At 37.6% G+C, this 21,361-nt stretch carries 16 protein-coding genes; 5 read left to right on the forward strand and 11 right to left on the reverse strand.

Annotated features, from left to right (window positions below; translation table 11 throughout):
* Positions 1–45: 45 nt before the first annotated feature.
* From JET18_RS12130 to rpiB, 4 genes are all read right to left on the reverse strand, one after another.
* Entirely contained in the window at positions 46–975 is a 930-nt protein-coding gene (locus JET18_RS12130) for a S66 peptidase family protein (RefSeq protein WP_202091361.1), read from the reverse strand.
* Positions 972–1,670 carry a LysE family translocator gene (locus tag JET18_RS12135; protein WP_202091362.1) on the reverse strand — a complete coding sequence of 233 codons (699 nt, stop codon included), beginning with the start codon at positions 1,668–1,670 and terminating at the stop codon, positions 972–974. Before JET18_RS12135 ends, JET18_RS12130 begins: the two co-directional genes overlap by 4 nt.
* Before the next feature lie 63 nt (positions 1,671–1,733).
* On the reverse strand, positions 1,734–3,887 hold the full coding sequence (rnr, locus tag JET18_RS12140) for a ribonuclease R (RefSeq protein ID WP_202091363.1): 2,154 nt from the start codon (positions 3,885–3,887) through the stop codon (positions 1,734–1,736).
* A gap of 436 nt (positions 3,888–4,323) precedes the next feature.
* The gene (gene rpiB, locus JET18_RS12145) at positions 4,324–4,758 is read right to left on the reverse strand and encodes a ribose 5-phosphate isomerase B (protein WP_202091364.1); all 435 of its coding nucleotides are present in this window, start codon (positions 4,756–4,758) and stop codon (positions 4,324–4,326) included.
* A gap of 555 nt (positions 4,759–5,313) precedes the next feature.
* On the opposite strand from rpiB, the gene JET18_RS12150 reads away from it, so the two are divergent.
* A complete protein-coding gene (locus tag JET18_RS12150) occupies positions 5,314–6,504 on the forward strand; it encodes a phosphoglycerate kinase (protein ID WP_202091366.1) in 1,191 nt (396 codons plus the stop codon).
* Positions 6,505–6,572: 68 nt separating this feature from the next.
* Here the strand turns inward: JET18_RS12150 and JET18_RS12155 are convergent, their stop codons facing one another.
* The 7 genes from JET18_RS12155 to JET18_RS12185 form a co-directional block, all read right to left on the reverse strand.
* A complete protein-coding gene (locus tag JET18_RS12155) occupies positions 6,573–7,451 on the reverse strand; it encodes a C1 family peptidase (RefSeq protein ID WP_202091368.1) in 879 nt (292 codons plus the stop codon).
* A 387-nt stretch (positions 7,452–7,838) separates the two neighbouring features.
* Positions 7,839–8,660 (reverse strand): class I SAM-dependent methyltransferase, encoded by an 822-nt coding sequence (locus tag JET18_RS12160; protein WP_202091371.1) that lies wholly within the window; start codon positions 8,658–8,660, stop codon positions 7,839–7,841.
* A gap of 116 nt (positions 8,661–8,776) precedes the next feature.
* Positions 8,777–10,639: a tRNA uridine-5-carboxymethylaminomethyl(34) synthesis enzyme MnmG gene (gene mnmG, locus JET18_RS12165; protein WP_202091373.1), complete on the reverse strand. Its 1,863-nt coding sequence runs from the start codon at positions 10,637–10,639 to the stop codon at positions 8,777–8,779.
* A 149-nt stretch (positions 10,640–10,788) separates the two neighbouring features.
* Complete coding sequence (gene ybeY, locus JET18_RS12170) at positions 10,789–11,208, reverse strand: rRNA maturation RNase YbeY (protein ID WP_202091375.1); 420 nt, start codon at positions 11,206–11,208, stop codon at positions 10,789–10,791.
* Between the two features lie 4 nt (positions 11,209–11,212).
* Complete coding sequence (locus JET18_RS12175; RefSeq protein ID WP_202091377.1) at positions 11,213–13,369, reverse strand: patatin-like phospholipase family protein; 2,157 nt, start codon at positions 13,367–13,369, stop codon at positions 11,213–11,215.
* A gap of 2 nt (positions 13,370–13,371) precedes the next feature.
* Positions 13,372–15,819, reverse strand: coding sequence for a bifunctional UDP-N-acetylmuramoyl-tripeptide:D-alanyl-D-alanine ligase/alanine racemase (locus tag JET18_RS12180; RefSeq protein ID WP_202091379.1), 2,448 nt, complete (start codon positions 15,817–15,819; stop codon positions 13,372–13,374).
* Positions 15,820–15,881: 62 nt separating this feature from the next.
* Positions 15,882–16,472, reverse strand: coding sequence for a thymidine kinase (locus JET18_RS12185; protein WP_034701111.1), 591 nt, complete (start codon positions 16,470–16,472; stop codon positions 15,882–15,884).
* A 61-nt stretch (positions 16,473–16,533) separates the two neighbouring features.
* Between JET18_RS12185 and JET18_RS12190 the strand changes: the two genes are divergently transcribed.
* From JET18_RS12190 to fabG, 4 genes are all read left to right on the forward strand, one after another.
* Positions 16,534–18,021, forward strand: coding sequence for a hypothetical protein (locus JET18_RS12190; RefSeq protein ID WP_202091381.1), 1,488 nt, complete (start codon positions 16,534–16,536; stop codon positions 18,019–18,021).
* A 2-nt stretch (positions 18,022–18,023) separates the two neighbouring features.
* Positions 18,024–18,698 (forward strand): 16S rRNA (cytidine(1402)-2'-O)-methyltransferase, encoded by a 675-nt coding sequence (rsmI, locus tag JET18_RS12195; RefSeq protein ID WP_202091383.1) that lies wholly within the window; start codon positions 18,024–18,026, stop codon positions 18,696–18,698.
* A 6-nt stretch (positions 18,699–18,704) separates the two neighbouring features.
* Positions 18,705–20,213, forward strand: coding sequence for a WG repeat-containing protein (locus tag JET18_RS12200; RefSeq protein WP_202091385.1), 1,509 nt, complete (start codon positions 18,705–18,707; stop codon positions 20,211–20,213).
* Between the two features lie 173 nt (positions 20,214–20,386).
* Complete coding sequence (fabG, locus tag JET18_RS12205) at positions 20,387–21,130, forward strand: 3-oxoacyl-[acyl-carrier-protein] reductase (protein WP_202092562.1); 744 nt, start codon at positions 20,387–20,389, stop codon at positions 21,128–21,130.
* The last annotated feature ends 231 nt before the right edge of the window (positions 21,131–21,361 follow it).

Genomic DNA, 21,361 nt, shown 5'->3' on the forward strand with positions numbered 1-21,361 from the left:
AGAGTGGAGCGTTTGAGGGTTGGAGCGTGTGTATTATTTTATATATTAAAACTCAATCTTAACCTTATCCTTAACCTGCATTTTCACTGTTCCGCCAATGATCAAAGGACTGTTATCTTTAATATGGCCATTCGGAAACCCGAAAACGGCTGGGAACTTATATTTTGAAATCCGGTCCGAGATCAGTTTATAGGCAAATTCATCGAAGCTTTCTTCGTAGCTTTTATTCTCTTTTTCATCGCCCATATTGGTCATTCCACCGATGATCAGTCCTTTTATTTTTTTGAAAACACCGGCTAATTCCAAACTCATGATCATACGGTCCAGGGCATAAAAGTTTTCCCCGATATCTTCAATGAATAAGATTTTATCTTTGAAGTCAAAAGAATATGGGGTTCCCAAAAGCGCATAGATCAGGGCTAAATTACCTCCCACCAGCTCGCCTTCAATATTCCCTTTCTTATTCAATTCGTGAGGTTTTAAAGCATATTTTGGAGCTTTTCCTTTTAAGATATCAAAGATCAGGTCATAGCTCTCATCCGTTACCCCGAAACTTGATGTTTTCATCGTCTGTCCGTGGATAGAAGCAAACCCTTTCTTTAACAAATAGCTTTGAATAACCGTATTATCAGAGTAGCCGATATACCATTTAGGATTTTCTGTAAAGTTTTTCAGTTTTAAATGCTGAATCAGATGCTGGCATCCGTAGCCTCCTCTGGAAGCCCAGACTGCCGAAATATCCTTATCATTTAAAGCCCAGTTGATATCTTTTAATCTTTCCTGTTCTGTTCCTGCATAATTATACCCGTTTGAATATCTGGTATAGAGATGTTCGCCCAATACCGGCTCAAAACCTCTGTTTTTAATCATTTCTATTCCCTTTTCAAGTTGGGAAACATCTACAGCTCCGGCAGGGGAGATCACAGCTATTTTCGCTCCTTTTTTAAGAGCTTTTGGAAAGATCATTTTTTTCATTCTGTTTTTTGTCCTGTTTTTTGATACTTGATTTCTTTTTTCTCAGCTTCTTCTAGACGCCTGTCGAACTGGTTAAATTTCTTATAGCTCTGCAGGAAAATAAAGAAACTGAAAACAATAAGAATCCCGCCTACAACCCTTCTGATCTGGTTGGCGAGTTTCTGGGTAAGTTTATCGTGAAATTGTTTGGCAAGGAAAATTTTGGCGAGATCGATACATAAATACGTAGCGATTACTATCCCTATGTAGAGCAGGAAACTGCTGGTATCAGGGTACTGGTTCCGTACGGAGATCACCGTTACCAGCCAGAAAAGAATCACGCCTACATTTAAAAGATTGAAGAAAAAACCATTAAAAAACGTTTTGATATAGTTTTGGCCAATGATTCTTTCTTCACCGGGCATATGCATTTTGGTCTTGGTGACCATCATGACAATCCCGTATACAAAAATAAGGATAGAGGTGATCCTGTAAAATCCGGGATGCTTGTCTATCAGGGTTACAATATCTGCACTTGCATAATACGCAGCAACAATGCATAAAAGATCTGCCGTAATGACTCCAAGGTCCAGTGCCAGAGCATGTCTTGGGCCGCGTGAGAAACTGGTTTCAATTAAAAGGAAAAAAATAGGTCCTATAAAAACCAGGCTCAGCATAAATCCTAAGACAACGGCAGAAAGTACAAGTTCAAACATTCAGTAGTATTTTAAATGAAAAAAATTCATCCCATTTATACAAAGTTATACTTTATGATTTAATTAATCAACAATCTTAAAGTCCAACTGCTTCTGAATAAGGTTTGCTTTTACTACTTTGATCTGAACCTGATCTCCCAGCTGATATCTTTTTCCGGTTCTGTTTCCATACACCGCATGGGTTTTTCCGTCATAGGAATAAGAATCATCTACAAGATCTCTCAATTTGATCAGACCTTCTGCACCATTTTCAGGGATCTCCACCCAGAATCCAAATTCTGCAACACCTGAAATCACACCGCTGAAGGTTTCCCCAAGATGTTTCTCCATAAACTTCACCTGCATGAACTTAATGGAATCTCTTTCTGCATCGGCAGCAAGTCTTTCCATAGCACTGCAGTGTTTCGCTTTGTCTTCCAGCTCTTGCTTGCTCGGTGATTTGCCTCCATCAAGATAATGCTGTAAAAGACGGTGGGCAAGAAGGTCAGGATAACGTCTGATAGGAGAGGTAAAGTGGCTGTAGTACTCAAAACCTAAACCATAGTGGCCGATAGGTTCTGTAGAATACACTGCTTTGCTCATACTTCTCATGGCCAGCGTTTCAATCATATTTTCTTCTCCTTTACCTTTCACATCATGCAAAAGATTATTCAGAGATTCTGCTACTTTTTTAGTGTTGTCCAGATTCATTTTATACCCGAATGTGGATACAAAATCTCTCAAAGCTTCCAGTTTTGCCGGGTCCGGATCATCGTGCACCCTGTAAATAAAGGTATTATTTGAAATACTTCCTTTCTGGGTCAATGATACAAATTCGGACACTTTTTTATTGGCTAAAAGCATGAATTCTTCGATCAGGTGGTTGGAATCTTTGCTTATTTTAAAGTAAACGCCAATAGGTTCACTATTTTCATCCAGATTGAATCTTACTTCACTTCTGTCAAAAGTAATCGCTCCGTTTCTGATACGCTGTTCACGCATGATTTTGGCCAGCTTATCCAGGGTATTGATTTCTTCTGCAAGATCTCCCTCTCCCGTTTCTATACGTTCCTGGGCTTCTTCATAAGTAAATCTTCTGTCTGAATGAATCACTGTTCTTCCGAACCACTGTTTCTGGATCTCCGCATTGTCATTCAGCTGGAATACTGCTGAGAATGTATATTTATCTTCATTCGGACGTAGGGAGCAGACATCGTTACTCAAAACTTCCGGAAGCATGGGAACCACACGGTCTACAAGATATACGGAAGTTGCTCTTTTGTAAGCTTCATCGTCCAGGATTGTTCCCGGAACCACATAATGGGAAACATCTGCAATGTGAACCCCGATTTCCCAGTTTCCGTTTTCCAGTTTTCTTATGGAAAGGGCATCATCAAAATCTTTCGCATCCTTAGGGTCGATGGTGAATGTACAGATATCACGCATATCCCAGCGTTTTGCCGCTTCTTCATCCGTAATTCTTCTGTCTATTTTATCTGCATCCAGTTCCACTTCCTGTGGAAACTCATAAGGAAGACCATATTCTGCAAGAATAGAGTGGATCTCAGTTTCATGTTCACCCGGAGCACCCAATACTTGGATGATTTCTCCTTCAGGATTTTTGTCTCCCGGCTTCCATTCTGTCATTTTCACAATCACTTTATCACCGTTTTCAGCACCTCCGAATTTATTTCTTGGAATAAAAATATCCGTATTGATTGATTTTTTATCACAGACTACAAATCCAAAATCTTTGTGGGTAACCAGCTGAAATGTTCCTACAAACTCCGTTCTTGTTCTTTCAAGAACTTCCAATACAGAACCTTCCAGTTTCTTCCCTTTGAAGTGGTAGGTAATGATCAGAACTTTATCGCCCTGAAGCGCATCTTTCACATTTTTGGAATGAATAAAGATGTCATCTTCTACGCCTTCTACACTTACATAAGCGTTACCGGACTGGTTAAAATCAATCGTTCCTGTCAGGGTTCCTGCAATTTTCAGATTGACGATATATTTTCCTTTTTCCACTTCTTTGATCTTCTCAGAACCCTGAAGCTTGTGAAGCGCCTGGATCACCTGCTCTCTCTGACGTGGATTCTTATAATCTATTCCGTCTGCGATCTGCTTATAATTATAGATCTTCGACGCATTAGCATTCATGAAACGCAGGATCTGTCTTCCGATCTCTATCAGTTTCTGATCGTTTTTATGACTTATATATTTACCTTTTCTTGGCATTTTAATATTATTTAATTGTTATTAATTGTAATAATCTGAATCTGAAATTTAAGTAACTCCTCAATCTTTATGTTTAAGATTTTTTCAGGAGCTCTGTTTTAATTTAGGATCTGAATCCTGTTTCAGAAAGTATATTATTACATCTTTTTTAAGTCTGCATTCATTCAGCTGCAGAGCTTTGACCTTTCAGTTTTACATTTCTTTATTAGTCCTACAGCATCAATTTTCCTTCCAAATTATTTACAATGGAAACCTTAGTCTGTATAAAATTACTATAAATATGGAGAAGAGGGGAGAAAAACCTTTTATTAAATATCTTTTAAATATTTCAGGCCTGGTATGGAAATAATAGAATGGTAATTTCTATTAGCTGATGCAAATGTACAAAATAAAAAATAAATAAGGCCCGTAATTTGATTTACAGGCCTTTATATATTTAGCATACAGCAATTTTATCTACTCTGTTCTGGTGTCTGCCACCTTCAAAGTCTGTGGACAGGAACTTTTCAGCAATTTCTATCGCTACCTCTTTAGAGATAAATCTTGCCGGCATGGAGATCATATTCGCGTCATTGTGCTGTCTCGCCAGTACCGCAATCTCCGGCATCCAGCAAAGTGCACATCTGATCTTCTGATGTTTGTTTGCCGTAATCTGAACCCCGTTTCCGCTTCCGCAGATCAATATTCCCAGCTCGTTCTCTCCGTTTTCCACAGAGGTTGCAGCAGGGTGTACAAAGTCCGGATAATCCACACTGTCTGTGGAAAACGTGCCAAAATCCTGAACATCAAATCGTTCTGAAAGAAAGTTCTTAACAATCTCCTTATACTCATAGCCTGCATGGTCTGCAGCAATAGCTATTTTTCTTTTCATAATACTTCTATTAGGTCTTTTTAGATTTTATTTCATGACAAAGGTAAGAATAATAACAAAGTCTGTGAATTGTTCGGGAGTAAATTGTGAAAAGCTATGTGAATAAGTGTGGAAAACTTTTCCCAACTTTCTATTTTTAAAGATGAATTTATTTCGTAATGGGAAATAGGTTTGAAAATTTTAACCACAATTTTCAAAATCTTTTCTCCACTTAATCCAAAGTTTTTCCATAAAAAAATTACTAATAACGGGTTTGTGGGAAAGTTACTCACATCTGTTGGTAAGTCTGTGAAAAAGCAGATTTACAATATTTTACAATGTGAATTAAATATGAATTGAATAAAAATTATTTGTTACCAATTATTTCATTAAAACTTATCCCCGAAACTAACAATACTCAACAACAACTACATTATTCTTTTTTTTAAAGAGAGAAGAATTGTTGATTAGTGGGTGATTGGGGTTGGGGAAAGTTTTCCCAAAACTTTTGTTTTAATGGTTCCGTTCAAAATGTTTAAAAGCTTACATTTGTGAAACGAAAATTCAAGGATACTTATGAAAACAATCAATGATTTCAATTTTAAAGACAAGAAGGCTCTGGTAAGAGTGGACTTTAATGTTCCGCAGGATGATCAGCTTAAGGTGAGCGACAATACAAGAATCACAGCTGTGAAACCTACGGTTGAAAAAATTCTTAATGACGGAGGTTCTGTGATCTTAATGACGCATCTGGGAAGGCCGAAAGGGGAGGTGAAAGATGAGTTTTCTCTTAAGCATATCGTAGATGAAGTTTCCAGCGTTCTTGGAAAGGAAGTGAAGTTTGTAGACGAATGTATCGGAGAGAAGGCAGAAAAGGCCGCTTCTGAGCTTCAGCCGGGAGAAATCTTATTGCTGGAGAACCTGCGTTTTCATAACGAAGAGGAAAAAGGGGATGAAGGATTTGCACAGCAGCTGGCCAAGCTTGGTGACGCTTATGTGAATGACGCTTTTGGTACAGCACACAGAGCACATGCCTCCACCGCTGTGATTGCCAATTATTTTGAATCAACTAAATTTTTCGGTTTATTGATGGCTAAAGAGCTTCAGGCTATTGAAAAAGTTTTGAAAAAAGGTGAAAAGCCTGTAACTGCGATACTTGGAGGTTCAAAAGTTTCAACTAAAATTACCATTATAGAAAATATCCTTCCTGCCATCGATAATCTGATCATTGGAGGCGGTATGGCATTCACTTTTATTAAGGCTTTAGGCGGTAAAATTGGAAATTCATTGGTAGAAGAGGATAAGCTTCCTTTAGCTCTTGAAATTTTAGGAAAAGCAAAAGAAAATAAAGTGAAAGTATATCTTCCTTCTGATGCTATCATTGCGGAAGCTTTCAATAATGATGCAGAAAGAAAAGAAGCGGATATCTATGCAATTCCTGAAGGATGGATGGGACTGGACGCCGGACATAAATCAAGAGATCAGTTCAACGATGTTTTGCTAAATTCTAGAACGATTCTTTGGAATGGACCTATCGGAGTTTTTGAAATGTCAAACTTTGCAGGAGGTACTGTTGCTTTGGGAGAGAGTATTGCTGAAGCTACAAAATTAGGTGCTTTCTCTTTAGTAGGAGGAGGAGACAGTGTTGCTTTCGTAAAGCAGTTCGGTTATGATGACAAAGTGAGTTATGTTTCTACCGGAGGGGGAGCGATGCTTGAAAGTCTTGAAGGACTGGAGCTTCCTGGAGTTGCTGCTATTAATAAATAATTATACATTATATAAAAAGTAAAATGCCCATCTTGCGAAAAAGATGGGCATTCTTATTTTAGTTATGGTTAATTAACATAGGCTACATAAGCTTCTTTAACTACACCTCCTAAGTACTGGTTTTTTGCAAAAAATGTATAATCTATCCAGAAATATCCATTATCCGCCCACGCAGAACCCCAAGAATTTTGTATCTTGAAAGCCTGTTTATTATCATCATAGCCTACGACACATATAGCGTGTCCACCAAGAACTTTGCCTGAACGTTTTTTCAATATCCATCCTGTATTTTTAAGATTTTTGAATTCTTCATCTACCGTAATACCTATGACTATTGGAAGATTTGCACTTAAAAGGTTTTTAATGTTTGTAATATTTGAATTACTTACTGTTGACCAGCTTACTAGTTTATGGCTACTTGCAGCATTTTTTTGAGAAACACTAGGTTGAGTACTACATTCAGTATCATTGTAAGGCATTTCTGTTAAGCTGCAGACACCTTGATTTTTGATTAGTTTCAATCCATCACTTGTATAGGATCCATTTGCGCAAGCACCCTGCTTGATTTGATTGTACACATATTCAGGACTTCTTGGTTGTGTTACTCCTTTAAAATTAGATTCCAAAATACTGGTTGCTGCATAGGCTGTTGCCCATGCAACACAGGATCCTTCATTTCCTTGATCTCCGATAGCTGGCTGACCGCTTACAAAATAACTTGATGGTAATACTTTGGAAGTATTTCCTTTATACTTTGTTATTAAAGCATCTACATCTGCTTTTTCAAAAGAAGAGTAGGTAGATTCATCAACAAAATTGGCACCCAGGGAACCAATAGACTGAGCTTCTTGATTTGGCTGTTGATTATCTATTTCTTCATCATTTTTTGAACATGAAGCTAATGAGAGCATTACTAATGCCATTGAAATAATTTTTAAATTTTTCATAAATTGTTTTTTGTTTGGTTTAACATTAGTAAAAATACAGTTATTTGGGTTGTTTGCAATAGTATTCGTAAAATAATCGATTATCGTTTGTTTATTTGTTTTAATTTATTTAATTTATTTATTATATATTTAGTTTTGTATTATTTTTTTTTGTTTTTTTTAATTTTACATGAAATGGGTGGTTTTTAAAGTTTAATAATCATAGAATTATTTTTGTTTTTAATTTTAGAGAGAATGGAGTAGGGTTATTTTATTTTTTGTCAGTTTCAACTTTTATATCATAGCTTAAATATCAAAAATAAAACCCGGGAAAATTCTCCGGGTTTTTGTTTTTTATGTTGAAATAGGTGAAAATTGGCCTTCAGAAATGGCTCAAAAATCGATTTTCTATCTTTTTTCGATAATGTATATCAAACTTGAAAATTCGTTGGAAAAAAGCGCCTTTACGTTAGAAATCGTTCCGTAGATGACCGCTTTCAGCCAAAAAAGAGGCGATTTTTTGTATTTTTCGCTCAACATGGAGATGTAAAATGAATCAAGGACCAATGGTTTGATTTTTCTCATTTTCCAATCGGGTTTCTTTGAAATTAAATTTTCCATACCATTTTTAGAGAAATGATAAATATGTCTCGGTACATCGTAGGCTGCCCAATATTCTTTGTAATGTTTTGCATCATAGGAGGTAGGGTTGGGAACGGCAATAATGAGAAGTCCTTTGTCTTTTAATTTCCCGTGAAATATTTCGAGCATTTCATCCTGGTTCTCTACATGTTCAAAAACATGCCATAAAGTAATAGCATCCAGACTTTGATCTGGAATGTTTTGTATAGTATCGAGAACCTGTGCTTTGGTTATTTTACTAAGTGCAGCTTTTCTGGCATCGGCATCAGGTTCAAAACCAAAAGTCTCAAAATCATTTTCAATATACTTTACAAATTCTCCTGCACCGCATCCGTAATCCAGAACTTTGGCTCCTTTTTTTATCCTGTCTGCCAAAATATTTTTCTTGTACTGCAGATTAAAGGACTGTAAGAATTTATAAAGTTTTTCTTTAAAACTTCCGGAATCCTGATGGTGGGAAATGTAATCTTCGCTTTCATAATATCTGGAAATATTGGATGGAATAGGGGAGGTTTTAAAAACTCCTTTTGTCTCCGTTTCTTTTATTTCAAATATTTCCTGTGAAAGAAAATGATCCTTTATTCTCATTTGAATTGATATCTTGATATTTTAAAAATAAAGTATTCAGTGATTATTTTTAACGCACATAAATACCTTAATTTTTGCTTTTAATTTACAAATGTTTCACGTGAAACATTTTTGATTTAACGCCCTAAATAGACCAGTAAAACGTTTATATCAGCCGGAGAAACACCACTGATTCTACCCGCCTGAGCAATAGTTTTCGGTCTTACATTAGACATTTTCTGTTTTGCTTCTGCAGAAAGGCTGGAAAGGCTTTTATAATCAAAGTCTTCCGGAATTTTTATGTTTTCCAAACGGTTAAGCTTAGCTACATTCTCCTTTTCTTTTTCTATATAACCTTTATACTTGATATTGATTTCTGCCTGTTCTCTGATTTCATCATCATATTTGGATGAAAATTCTTTGATTGCCTCAATTTCGTCAAGCTTTTCTAATGTGATATTAGGTCTTGTAAGGAATTGTGCTGCTTTATAAGCCTGATCTACCGGATTGCTTTCTGATTTTTCAAGAATAGGATTGATCATTCCAGGTTTTAAAGAAGTTTCTCTTAAAAATCCTTCAAGTTCCTGACTTTCAGATACTTTGGTTTCTACTTTTCTTAATCTGTCTTCTTTAGCTAATCCTAAATCAAATGCTTTTTTCGTCAGTCTGATATCGGCATTATCCTGTCTCAGTAATAATCTGTATTCTGCACGGGATGTGAACATTCTGTAAGGCTCTTCAGTTCCTTTTGTAATCAGATCATCAATCAGTACGCCGATATAGGCTTCATCTCTGTTTAAGATGAAATCTTCTTTTTCATGAACCTTATTATGAGCATTGATACCGGCAATTAATCCCTGTCCCGCTGCTTCTTCATATCCTGTGGTTCCGTTAATCTGGCCCGCGAAATATAAATTATCAATTAATTTGGTTTCTAAAGTATGTTTTAGCTGGGTAGGAGGGAAGTAATCATACTCAATAGCATAGCCCGGACGGAAAACTTTTACATTTTCAAATCCTGGAATCTGTTTCATTGCTTTGATCTGTACATCTTCCGGAAGCGAAGAACTGAAGCCGTTTACATAGATTTCAACAGTTTTCCAGCCTTCGGGTTCTACGAAAAGCTGATGTCTTGTTCTTTCTGCAAAACGGTTGATTTTATCTTCAATACTAGGGCAGTATCTTGGTCCTAAACTTTGAATGGTTCCGTTGAACATTGGGCTTCTGTCAAAACCTTCGCGTAAAATATCGTGTACTGTTTCGTTGGTATATACAATGTGACAGCTTAACTGTTTTGTTAATTTAGGCGTATCCGTGTAGCTGAACTTCTGAGGTTTTTCATCTCCTTTCTGTTCTTCCATTTTAGAATAATCAAGGCTTCTTCCGTCTACACGGGGAGGAGTTCCTGTTTTCATTCTTCCTGCTTCGAAACCTAAACTTACCAATTGTTCTGTAATTCCGAATGCTCTGGGTTCGCCCATTCTTCCGCCGCCTAATTGTTTATCTCCAACGTGGATTAATCCGTTAAGAAATGTACCGTTGGTAAGAACTACGGATTTAGCTTTTATTTCAATTCCTAAAGAAGTAACCACTCCGGTTACCTTATTATTTTCTACAATAAGCTGCTTCACCATATCCTGAAAGAAATCAAGATTGGGTGTATTTTCTAATGCCAATCTCCATTCTTCTGCAAAAAGCATTCTGTCATTTTGAGTTCTTGGAGACCACATCGCTGGTCCTTTTGAAAGGTTGAGCATTTTGAACTGAATGGCAGATTTGTCAGCTATAATTCCGGAGTATCCTCCCATAGCATCAATCTCTCTTACGATCTGTCCTTTTGCGATTCCTCCCATTGCCGGGTTGCAGCTCATCTGTCCGATGGTCTGCATATTCATTGTAACAAGCAGGGTTTTTGAACCAAGATTGGCCGCTGCGGCTGCAGCTTCACAACCTGCATGTCCGGCACCTACTACGATTACGTCATATATTTCTGAAATCATTTTCTATTGCTTATTTAAAGCCTTTAATATTACTATTTTCCATGAATGTTTCACGTGAAACATTTTTAGAGAATGCGCTACAGGTGAGCTTTCATTGTGGCTATGATTGAACACTTTACGGATTGCCCTTTAAGTGATTCTTCAATTTGCTAAGGGTTTGATTCCTTAAATTTAGCCAGGTATACATCTTCCATTCTGCGCATCTCTTTCTCTTCTTCTTCCGTCTTATCCTTGTATCCTGCGAGGTGAAGAATACCATGGGCAAGCACCCTTTTTAATTCTTCTTCGTAATCTCTGGATAGAGTAGAAGCGTTGTCCGAAATTCGCTGCAAAGATACGAAAATCTCCCCGCTTATTGTTTTCCCTTTTACATAATCGAAAGTGATGATATCGGTATAATAATCATGCTGCAGATAATCCTGATTGATCTTCAAAAGATATTCGTCATCGCAGAAAATATAATTGATTTCGCCTATTTTTTTTCCTTCTGAAAGAATGATATCTTCCAGCCATTTTTGATAATCTGTGTTTACAGATTCCTGTAAGTTTTCGTAAAAGAATTGTATCATTGTATTAAAACCAGTGTCCTAAAATAACACTGAATATGCCTTTTTGATTGTTTTTAAGTGAGTGGCTGAAGTTGACTTTAATCTGCCCGAAAGGAGATTTGTACCCTGCCGTCAATCCTACTGAGCTAAAATTTACTTTAACCGCATCTTCAAAGTTAATATCATCTGAGAGATTGGCAAAGCTGAAATTTCCGCTTAAAAAGTAGTTTTTATTGAATTTAAACTGAACATCATTAGAAATCAGGACGACATTATTGGTGTTGAGCTGGGCAAAATAGAAACCTCCGAAGCTTTTAAAATTAACCAGATTCTGTTCAAAGATACCACCAAGTCTGTACTGGTAAAATTCCGGAAGATTATCGCCGATTGTGATTCCACCGTACAAGTTCAGACGGTAGGTGAATTGCTTCGACAGGGGAATATTAAGCCTGATATCTGCTTTCACCTGTATAATCCTTTTTTCAACCTCGGATTTTAAAAGATCGACCACTTTTCCTTCTGCATTGATGTAAATACCTCTGGAAGGGAAGTCTTTGTCATTTTGAGTATCGCTCTTCAGGAATACATATGGATTAAGGAAACGCATGTATCTTTTATTTAAACCATTGATTTCAGCTCCGAAATAATCATGGCTGATCCCGCCTCCGATGGCAAATTTATCTCTCCATACAGACTGTATAAAGGCTTCATTCCTGAACCATTCCCATTTATCTACTACATTATTGTCAATATTCTTAATATCAAAGCTCATCCCCGAAGAATAGATCCCGAAGCCCGGAATATAGCCGTTATCGATAAAATAGTTCAGATAATATCTTGGTTTATCACCTACCACCACATCAAGCGATAGATTTGAATTTTTAAATAGAAGGCGCTTTCCTGAATAATTCAGCAGCAATCCCGTTTTGAAGACTTCATCATAATGCAGTCCGACCTTTAAAAAATGGCGGGCTTCATCTTCAGTGACATAAAGTTTGAGATAATTCGCATTATTTTCCGGAATAATGTCATAATTGATGAAACGGTAATTATTGGTGGCAACCAGTTTATCTATTTTTTTATTAATAGAACCGTAAGTCTGCATAGAAGGGAGGCGGAGTCCCATTTTCCCAAGAACGTAGTTTTTACCGTAAATACGGCCTCCATCTAAGGAAATGCTGTCAATCTTATATACGTTGGAATATATTGGATTTATGCGCTCTCTAAGACGGTCAAATGACCGTTTCGGGAGCTGATCGAGTATTTGGGTGTATTTCATCCCTTCCACATAGCCGCTGTCCAGAATTTTCTTCTTTTCATCGTAGCTGGTGGCGGTCATGCCTTTCAGGTTTGGTTTAATGTTGATGTCCGTGTATTTGTACTGTTTTCGGGTATCTCTTTTGATTCCGAAATCAATAACCTGGTTAAGAATTGAAATAATATTGCTTAAATCCTCTCTTTTCGATAAATCCTGGTTAAGATCCACCCCGATGACGATATCGATTCCTTTGTCCTTTAACGGCTTTGAAGGATAATTTACCGTCATGGCACCGTCAATATAAATACTGTCGCCAATTTTTACAGGATCCATCAGGGAAGGGAAGGCGGAACTGGCCATAATGGACTGTACCAGATCTCCCTTCTCGAAAATTTCCATATTGCCGCTTTCCAGATTGGTAGCTACACACATAAATGGAATGGGCAGTTTGGAAAAATCATCAATATTGGAAACATTTTTGAAAAGCTCTTTCAGAAGATAAACATTTCTCTGGCCTGAGCTGATAGAAGAGGGAAGGGATATTTTTCCGTTTTTTAAAGGGATGGATAAAAGATATTTATCTACGGATTTATTGAAGAAAGAAGTTTCCTGTCTGGATTTCGGATCCATAATCAGGGAATAGAAATCCGTATCCATGACAATCTTCTCTATTTCTTTTCCCGAATACCCGGATGCATACAGTCCGCCTACAATGGCGCCCATACTGGTTCCGGAAATATAATCGACTTTTACTCCCAGGGAATCCAACACTTTCAGTACTCCGACATGTGAAAATCCCTTGGCACCGCCACCGGCAAGTGAAAGACCGATTCTTGGATTTTTTGGTATGACGAGATCCTTTTTCACTTGGGAATGGATCATCAGAAGTTGGAATACGAAGAGAAGGATCAGGAGTTTTCTCATAGCTAGTCTTTTATATAAATCCGTTTCACCCGGGGCGAAATGGAGGTTAACACTTCATAGGTTATGGTTTTGCAGTAGCCTGCGAATTCTTTTAAACTTGGTTTTGCATTAAAAACGGTGACGGTATCACCTTCTTTTACATTGGGGATGTGGTCTATATTAATCATCATCATGTCCATGCAGATATTTCCGACAATAGGAGCTAATGTTTTGTTGATGCCTACATTTCCCACCTGATTTCCGATCAGTCTTGGAATTCCATCTGCATAGCCTACGGGAATCGTAGCGATCTTCGCGGAATGATCAGGTTTGTATTTTCTGCTGTAGCCTACAGATTCTCCGGTTGCTACAGTAGATATCTGTGAAATTACGGTTTTAAAACTAACTACAGACTGCAGCTGCTTCTGTATTTCACTATTTGGTGATTCTCCAAGCATTCCTATTCCGATTCTTACCATATCATACTGATGCTTTGTGTAGCTGGTAATTCCGGAAGAATTGAGAATATGGCGGATAGGAGTGTAGCCCAGTTTTTCAATCAGATCGCAGGAATTTTTTTCAAAAGTTTCGATCTGCATCAAAGTGAATTCCCTTTCTCCAGGTACATCAGAAGAAGATAAATGACTGAAAAGACTTTGAACTCTTAAGTTTTTCTGTTTTAAAGTGTCAGCGAGCTGATCCAGTTCAAAATCTTTAAAACCAAGACGGTGCATTCCCGTTTCAAGCTTGATGTGAACAGGATATTTTTTATCATTCCCTGATTTCTGTAGAGCTTCATAGAATAATTCCAAAACCCTGAAACTGTAAATTTCCGGCTCTAAATTATATTCTATGATGGTTTCATAACTGTGCTGCTCAGGATTCATCACCACAATAGGAGTGGTGATTCCTTTTTTTCGCAGTTCCACACCTTCGTCTGCATAGGCCACACCAAGATAATCAATATGGTGATGCTGCAGGAATTCGGAAACTTCGTAACTGCCCAGTCCATAAGCGTTCGCCTTGACCATGGCCATCATTTTTGTTCCCGGTTTCAGTACGGATTTATGATAATTGATATTATGGAGTATCGCATTCAGATTGACTTCCAGAACGGTATCATGCTTTCGGAGTTCAAGAATATCTTTCAGTTTTTCAATCTCAAATTTCCTTGCTCCTTTAAGCAGAATAATCTGATTTTCAATTTCTGTAAGATGTTTACTGTCAATTAATTCCTGAGTATTGACGAAAGTAGAAGTTTTAGCATTAAATAATTCACTAAACTTTGATATTTCATCGCCGATCAGGAAGACAGAATCAAATTTCTGGTCGTTTACCAGCTCAGAAACTTCCTCATAAAGTTCCTGAGAATTGGAATTTACCCCTACAATATCCGTTAATACTAAGGATTTCTTAGATTTTTTATATTCATTTAAAAACTGAAGAGCAGTTTTCAGGGAGTCCAGATCCAGGTTAAAAGAATCGTTGATCACGATATTATTTTTGATTCCTTCAATCGCTTCCAGACGCATTTCCACGGCTTTCAGAGAATTCACCTTATCGATGATCTTCTGATTATCAATATTCAGTTCCTTCAAAACGGTGATCAAAGCCAGAGCATTCGTTAAAGTTGCTTCGTCCCGCTGATGAACAGGAAAGGAAATTTCTTCATCAAAATAAACAACCGTGATCTTTTCATCCTTAGAAACACCTTCTTTGATGAAGACCTGATTGTTGTTTTTAAGACCGTAGGAAATTAATTTTTTACCTGAATACAGGTCCTGTATTTTTTTGTCTACCAATGAGTTGTCACCATTGTAAATAACGGTTTCAGAATTCTTAAAAAGCTTGATTTTTTCATTAATAAGCTCTTCCTCAGATTCAAAGTTCGCGGCATGGGCATTTCCGATATGAGTCAGCAGGCCGATCCGGGGATGGAATATATTTTCCAGTTTTTCCATTTCGTGCGGCTTTGAAATTCCCACCTCAAAAATTCCAAGCTCATGCGAGCTGTTGATTTGAAGTAGAGAGAGGGGAAGGCCGATCTGAGAATTAAAACTCTTCGGACTTTTTACTGTTGGAAATTCATTCCAAAGGCATTGGTAAAGCCATTCTTTTAAAATCGTTTTTCCATTGCTGCCTGTAATTCCTACAGACTTCAGATGGGAATTTTCGAAATGGTATTTTGCCAGCTTCTGAAGAAATTCAACCGAATTCTCTACAAGGACCCATGTTATATTTTCAAACTGCGGATGCTGATGCTCTGAAATGATCACACCAATACCGCGATCTATGGCAGATTCAATGAATTTCTCACCGGAATTTTTGTGCGTATTGATCGCTATAAATGCCGTATTCTTCGTTGAATAAATAATCCTGCTGTCGAACGCTATATTTCTGATCACTAAATCATAATCACCAATGACTTCTGCACCGGTGATTTCTGCAATTTGTTTTACTGTATAATTCATTGATACCTCCTGCTTATTTTGAATAAACGGCCCATCAGCCATTTTACCTTTCTAAAAACTGTTTATTTTTTCTTCTTTAAAAGCACTTCGTCTATAAAAACACGGCGGCTTACTGCCTCATAGCTTTCAGTTTCACCCAGTTCTACCAGATTATTTCCCTGAGAAATCCTCATGGAATAGTTGGCCAGGTTACCCGTTCTCTTGCAAATAGCATGCACTTTTGTAACGTATTCCGCGGTAGCCATCAGGTTGGGCATCGGCCCGAAAGGACGTCCCAGAAAATCCATATCCAGTCCGGCTACCACCACTCTCACGCCGCTGTTGGCAAGCTGGTTGGCGATATCTACAATGCTTTCGTCAAAAAACTGTGCTTCATCTATTCCCACTACATCGCAGTTAGAAGCCAGCAGAAGGATCTCATTAGGATTGTCTACTGCTGTACTGCGGATTTTGTTCTGATTATGAGAAACCACGTCCTCTTCAGAATATCGTGTATCCAGTCTCGGTTTAAAAATTTCCACGTTCTGTCCCGCCATTTCTGCTCTGCGCAATCTTCGGATCAGCTCTTCGGTTTTTCCCGAGAACATAGAGCCACAAATAACTTCCATCCAACCACTTTGTTTGGAATGATTAATTGTATTTTCTAAAAACATTTGTTAAATTAGCCGTATATTTTTAAGATCAAAAGTAAGCAATTTTAATAAGATTCTTATTATGCAGAACATCCAAGATTTAAAGGAAAAAATTTTTTTTGAATCCAAAAATATCATCGATATTTTGGAGAAAATAAACAATGTAGACGAATTACTTTCCAAGCAGGATCTTGTAGATGAGCTTGCGAACAGGATCTCTTTTTTAAGGCTTCTGGAGAAAAATATAGAGTATTTTGTGACGGATCATTCGCCGCAGAATTCAGAAAATCAGTTTGTTTCCCTAAGTTCGGACGACGGGCATGAATCGCATCATGAAGTAACGGAAGAAGAAGCGATCTTCAATAATGAGTTTAATGAGATCGATGAAAATGAAGGTGAAAATTTTGCTGCAACATCAGTAGAGGAGGAGGAAAAATTCAACCATCAGCTTGATGAGATCGTGGAAAATGAATTCCATGAAAATATAGTAAGCTTTGCCGAAGAAAACTTTGGTCAGGATCAGGATAAAAGTGTTCAGGCACAGGCGTTGGATAACGTTACCGAAGAAGAAGTGGTTTTCAATAACCAGCTGAATGAAATTGATGAGAATGAATCTTTCAATCCTGCTGAAAAAGTATTAAGCTTCGTAGATGAAGAAAGAATTCTTGCCGATGCCGAGCCGGATAACGATGAAGATCTTAATGAAGATTTATTCGTTGATGAAGTAACCGAAGAAGAAGCTGTTTTTAATAACCAACTCAATGAAATTGATGAAGATGAAGACAAGGTTTCACATGAAACAGACTATGCTGTAACTGATCTTGAAAGCAAAGAACCTGAGTCTCCGGTAAAAGAACAGACGGAAAGAATTCCAAGTATTTTTGATACGGAAATGCTGGAAGATGAAATCCTGATTGAGGAAAACGAAGAACAGTTTGTAGTATCCAATGCTGCGATAGAGCAGGGAGAAATGCTTACCGAAACATCCAATGTGGAAAGCATCCTAAGCGAAATAAAACACGATTTTCCTTCGGAAGAAAAAGAAACAATCCTTGCTGAAGTACACGACAGAAGAAAAATCGTGGAAATAGACAAACCTCTTCCCGAGACAGAAAAAGAAAAGCCTGCTTCCGATGAAAGCTTTGAAGATCTGGATGCTTACCAGCAGGAGAAAAAAATAAAACTGGCCAATATCAAAGGATTGAAGGCTGTGCAGACCCTTTTTGATGATGATCCTCTGGAAAGAGAGATCCCTAAGGAAAAGCCTGCTTCTGAAGTAAAAGAAGAAACGGGAAGCATTCTGAAAACAAACATCCCTACCAACTTCATGGAGGCTGATAAGGTAAAACCTGAGTTCAGGCTGGATCTTAATGACAGGATAGCCTTTTCAAAAATGCTGTTTGGAGGAAGCCAGTCCGATCTTAACGAGACGGTTTCCCGACTGAACGGATTCAGAAATCTGGAAGAAGCCAAAGAATATCTCAGCGATCTTTATTATGAAAGAAAGTGGAGTAAAGTAGATGAATATGCCCAGAGACTCTGGATATTGGTAGAAAATAAATTTTTATAATTTTGAGCGGAATCTTATATTTTGTTCCCACACCGGTCGGGAACTTAGAAGATATGACCTTCAGGGCCATTAAAGTCCTTAAGGAAGTTGATTATATTTTATGTGAAGACACGAGGACTTCAGGAATACTTTTGAAGCATTACGAGATCTCAAAACCCTTAAAATCCTATCACCTTCACAACGAGCACCAAGCCACTGAAAAAGTGATCGGTGATCTTAAAAACGGGCAGAATATTGCCATCATTACCGATGCAGGAACTCCCGGAATTTCAGATCCCGGCTATCTTTTAGCCAAAGCAGGATCTGATAACAACATCGAAATGATCTGCCTTCCCGGGGCAACGGCCTTAATTCCGGCACTTGTAGTTTCCGGGCTTCCCAATAACGAGTTTCTGTTTGCAGGATTCCTTCCGCAGAAAAAAGGAAGACAGACAAAGCTGAAACAGCTGGCAGAAGAGAAAAAAACCATTGTTTTGTACGAAAGTCCGCATAAGATCAATACTACATTGGAGCAGATCAAGGAATTCTTCGGGGAAGAAACCAAAGCCAGCCTGAGCAGGGAAATTTCCAAAAAATTTGAAGAAACCAAGCGCGGGACTATCAACGAATTAATTGAATTTTCCAAAAGCAAGACTTTAAAGGGAGAAATTGTTCTTATCGTAAATAATTCTATTTAAAATTCATTGAGAAATCTAGTTTTCGCACTGTGTTCATCAGTGTGTATGGCCCAGACCAACCAATATACCAAGATTCTTCTGTCGAAAAAGACAGGCATGAATGTTCATTCCTATTCAGAAGGATACGGAACAGCCTACGATTCCAAAAGCAATAAAGGAAGTATTGTAGATTCACTGGGCAATATTACGTTTGAATCTGCCGGCAGCATTTCGCATATTTTCAAAAACCGGTTCATTCTCACTTCCAGGGAATCTCCATCCAAAACCAAATCTGCCATCATTGATGAGAAAGGGAATCAGGTGCTTCCTTTTGAGAACCAGAGTTTTAATACTCCATGGCTGAGTGAAGAGCGGATCATCTCTTCAAAAGAAGGGAAAGAAGCGGTTTATGACTATAATGGAAAGGAGATTATTCCTTATTCGGATCAGATTCATTTTGCGGGAAAAAACCGTTTTTTTGTGTTGAATGATAAAGTCTGGAGTTTATATGATCTGGATGGAAAAAAAGTCAGTACGAGGGAATTTAAAGAAGATTATCCGTTTGAGAATGGCAGGGCTTTGATCATCAATGAAGATCATCAGAGTGAAATCATTGGGAAAGACGGGCAGACACTGCATAAATTTTCAACCCAGATCTACAGTTTAGCTTCTTATCCATATCTCATCACGAAAAATAAAATAACCGGCAAATACGGGCTCGTTGATACTAATGAAAACCTTCTTGCTGAGGAGATTTTTGATGATGCCGCACCGGAATATTTTGGCGCTAAAGAATACGTTTATCTCAGAAAAAAAGGAAAGGCAACTATTTTTAACAAAAAAGACGGCAAGCTTTATCCGAACAGTTTTAAATATTTAACGCCTTTATTTAATGATCTTTTCAGCGTTTACAGTGACAAATCAAAGAAAAGCGGTATTGTAAATCTTCAGGGAGAAATTATTGTTCCCCAGGAATATGATTTTATTCAGAATTTCAGCATTTCAGGGAAGGATTTTATTTATCTTAAAAATGAGAAAGAGGAAAAATTTCTGGATAAAGGCCTGAAGAATATTCTGGAGGAGAACACACAGATCATCGCTTTTTATCCCGATCAGCTGATTATAAAAAAACAGGAGAATTATTACACGTTTTCCGTAACGGACGGATCTGTTTCGGTGATGAAGGATATTGTTTCCATCAAAGAACAGGAGCCGCATTTCTTCAATATTTTCAATCTGTATTCCAAACCTGTGGTGTGCAGAAACAGCAGTAATCTGTACGGAATAATGGATGAGAAAGGGAAGGAGATTGTTCCTTTTATCTATGATGATATTATTGCATTTGAGAACTCGGAAAATGAAATTGTAGTAAAGAAACAGGACAGGTATGGCGTTTCAAATTTTCAGAATGAACCTCTGAAAGATATTATTTATGATAAATATTTCTGGCAGAAGGAAGTTCTGAGACTGGATAAGGACAAAAAAACTGATATTCTTTACTTTACGAGATTCAGGAATAAGGGCAGCCGTCTTTAGAATATGATAAAAAACAGAGAAAAAGTTTAACTAATTTAATGATTTGGAATGCATTGAATAACAATTTATAATATCTTTGCGGACTGCTTAATTAGTATAAAATTAAATATGCTAAATTGCCGTTTTTTAAAAGACGGAAGTATTTACTAAGAATATAATTATCAAGAGATATGATGAAACTATTAGAAGGAAAAGTAGCACTTATTACCGGAGCTACAAGAGGAATCGGAAAGAAAATCGCTGAAATGTACGCTGAACAGGGTGCAAAAGTAGCATTTACCTATGCCGGCTCTGTAGAAAAAGCTCAGGCATTGGAAGCGGCTTTAAGTTCTGTAACCCAGATCAAAGGATATCAGTCTGATGCATCAGATTATGACGCAGCTCAAAAGTTAATTGATGATGTAATGGCAGAGTTCGGAAAAATTGATATTCTGATCAACAATGCGGGAATCACAAGAGACAACCTGCTGTTGAGAATGACCAAAGAAGACTGGGATCAGGTAATGAGAATCAATCTGGATTCTGTATTTAACCTTACCAAAGCGGTGATCAAGCCGATGATGAAAGCTAAATCAGGATCTATTATCAATATGACCTCTGTAGTGGGAATCAGCGGGAACCCCGGACAGTCCAATTACGCAGCTTCCAAGGCCGGAGTGATCGGATTCACAAAATCTATCGCACTGGAATTAGGATCAAGAAATATCAGATGTAACGCTATTGCACCAGGATTCACTGAAACTGAAATGACTGCCGATCTGGATGAAAAAACACTTCAGGCATGGAGAGACAGAATTCCTATGAAGAGAGCAGGGCAAACCAGTGATGTTGCCAATGCCTGCATATTCCTGGGAAGCGAGATGGCCTCTTACATTACAGGACAAACCCTGAACGTAGACGGCGGAATGCTGACTTAAGATAAACTTATTAAAGATCTTTGTTATTTTTAAACCAGAAGAATTTAAGTAATGAAGTAAAGTTGAGATCAATCATTCTGATTTTTAAGGCTTTGGTTCTTAAATCAAAACTCAGTTTAATAATCTTAAAAACTTCAATGCTCTTAATGGTTCAAAAATAAGTTCTATAAATCAAAGCCTGCTGTACAATAGCTGTACAGCAGGCTTTTTATAAAGTTCAAAAAAATCTGC

Origin of the sequence: Chryseobacterium endalhagicum (genome assembly GCF_016745235.1) — a bacterium.
In the GTDB taxonomy this organism is placed as follows: Bacteria; Bacteroidota; Bacteroidia; order Flavobacteriales; family Weeksellaceae; genus Chryseobacterium; species Chryseobacterium endalhagicum.

Coding starts and splice junctions, on each gene's coding strand:
- JET18_RS12130 (WP_202091361.1), bottom strand. CDS start 975: ATGAAAAAAATGATCTTTCCAAAAGCTCTTAAAAAAGGAGCGAAAATA.
- JET18_RS12135 (WP_202091362.1), bottom strand. CDS start 1,670: ATGTTTGAACTTGTACTTTCTGCCGTTGTCTTAGGATTTATGCTGAGC.
- rnr (WP_202091363.1), bottom strand. CDS start 3,887: ATGCCAAGAAAAGGTAAATATATAAGTCATAAAAACGATCAGAAACTG.
- rpiB (WP_202091364.1), bottom strand. CDS start 4,758: ATGAAAAGAAAAATAGCTATTGCTGCAGACCATGCAGGCTATGAGTAT.
- JET18_RS12150 (WP_202091366.1), top strand. CDS start 5,314: ATGAAAACAATCAATGATTTCAATTTTAAAGACAAGAAGGCTCTGGTA.
- JET18_RS12155 (WP_202091368.1), bottom strand. CDS start 7,451: ATGAAAAATTTAAAAATTATTTCAATGGCATTAGTAATGCTCTCATTA.
- JET18_RS12160 (WP_202091371.1), bottom strand. CDS start 8,660: ATGAGAATAAAGGATCATTTTCTTTCACAGGAAATATTTGAAATAAAA.
- mnmG (WP_202091373.1), bottom strand. CDS start 10,639: ATGATTTCAGAAATATATGACGTAATCGTAGTAGGTGCCGGACATGCA.
- ybeY (WP_202091375.1), bottom strand. CDS start 11,208: ATGATACAATTCTTTTACGAAAACTTACAGGAATCTGTAAACACAGAT.
- JET18_RS12175 (WP_202091377.1), bottom strand. CDS start 13,369: ATGAGAAAACTCCTGATCCTTCTCTTCGTATTCCAACTTCTGATGATC.
- JET18_RS12180 (WP_202091379.1), bottom strand. CDS start 15,819: ATGAATTATACAGTAAAACAAATTGCAGAAATCACCGGTGCAGAAGTC.
- JET18_RS12185 (WP_034701111.1), bottom strand. CDS start 16,472: ATGTTTTTAGAAAATACAATTAATCATTCCAAACAAAGTGGTTGGATG.
- JET18_RS12190 (WP_202091381.1), top strand. CDS start 16,534: ATGCAGAACATCCAAGATTTAAAGGAAAAAATTTTTTTTGAATCCAAA.
- fabG (WP_202092562.1), top strand. CDS start 20,387: ATGAAACTATTAGAAGGAAAAGTAGCACTTATTACCGGAGCTACAAGA.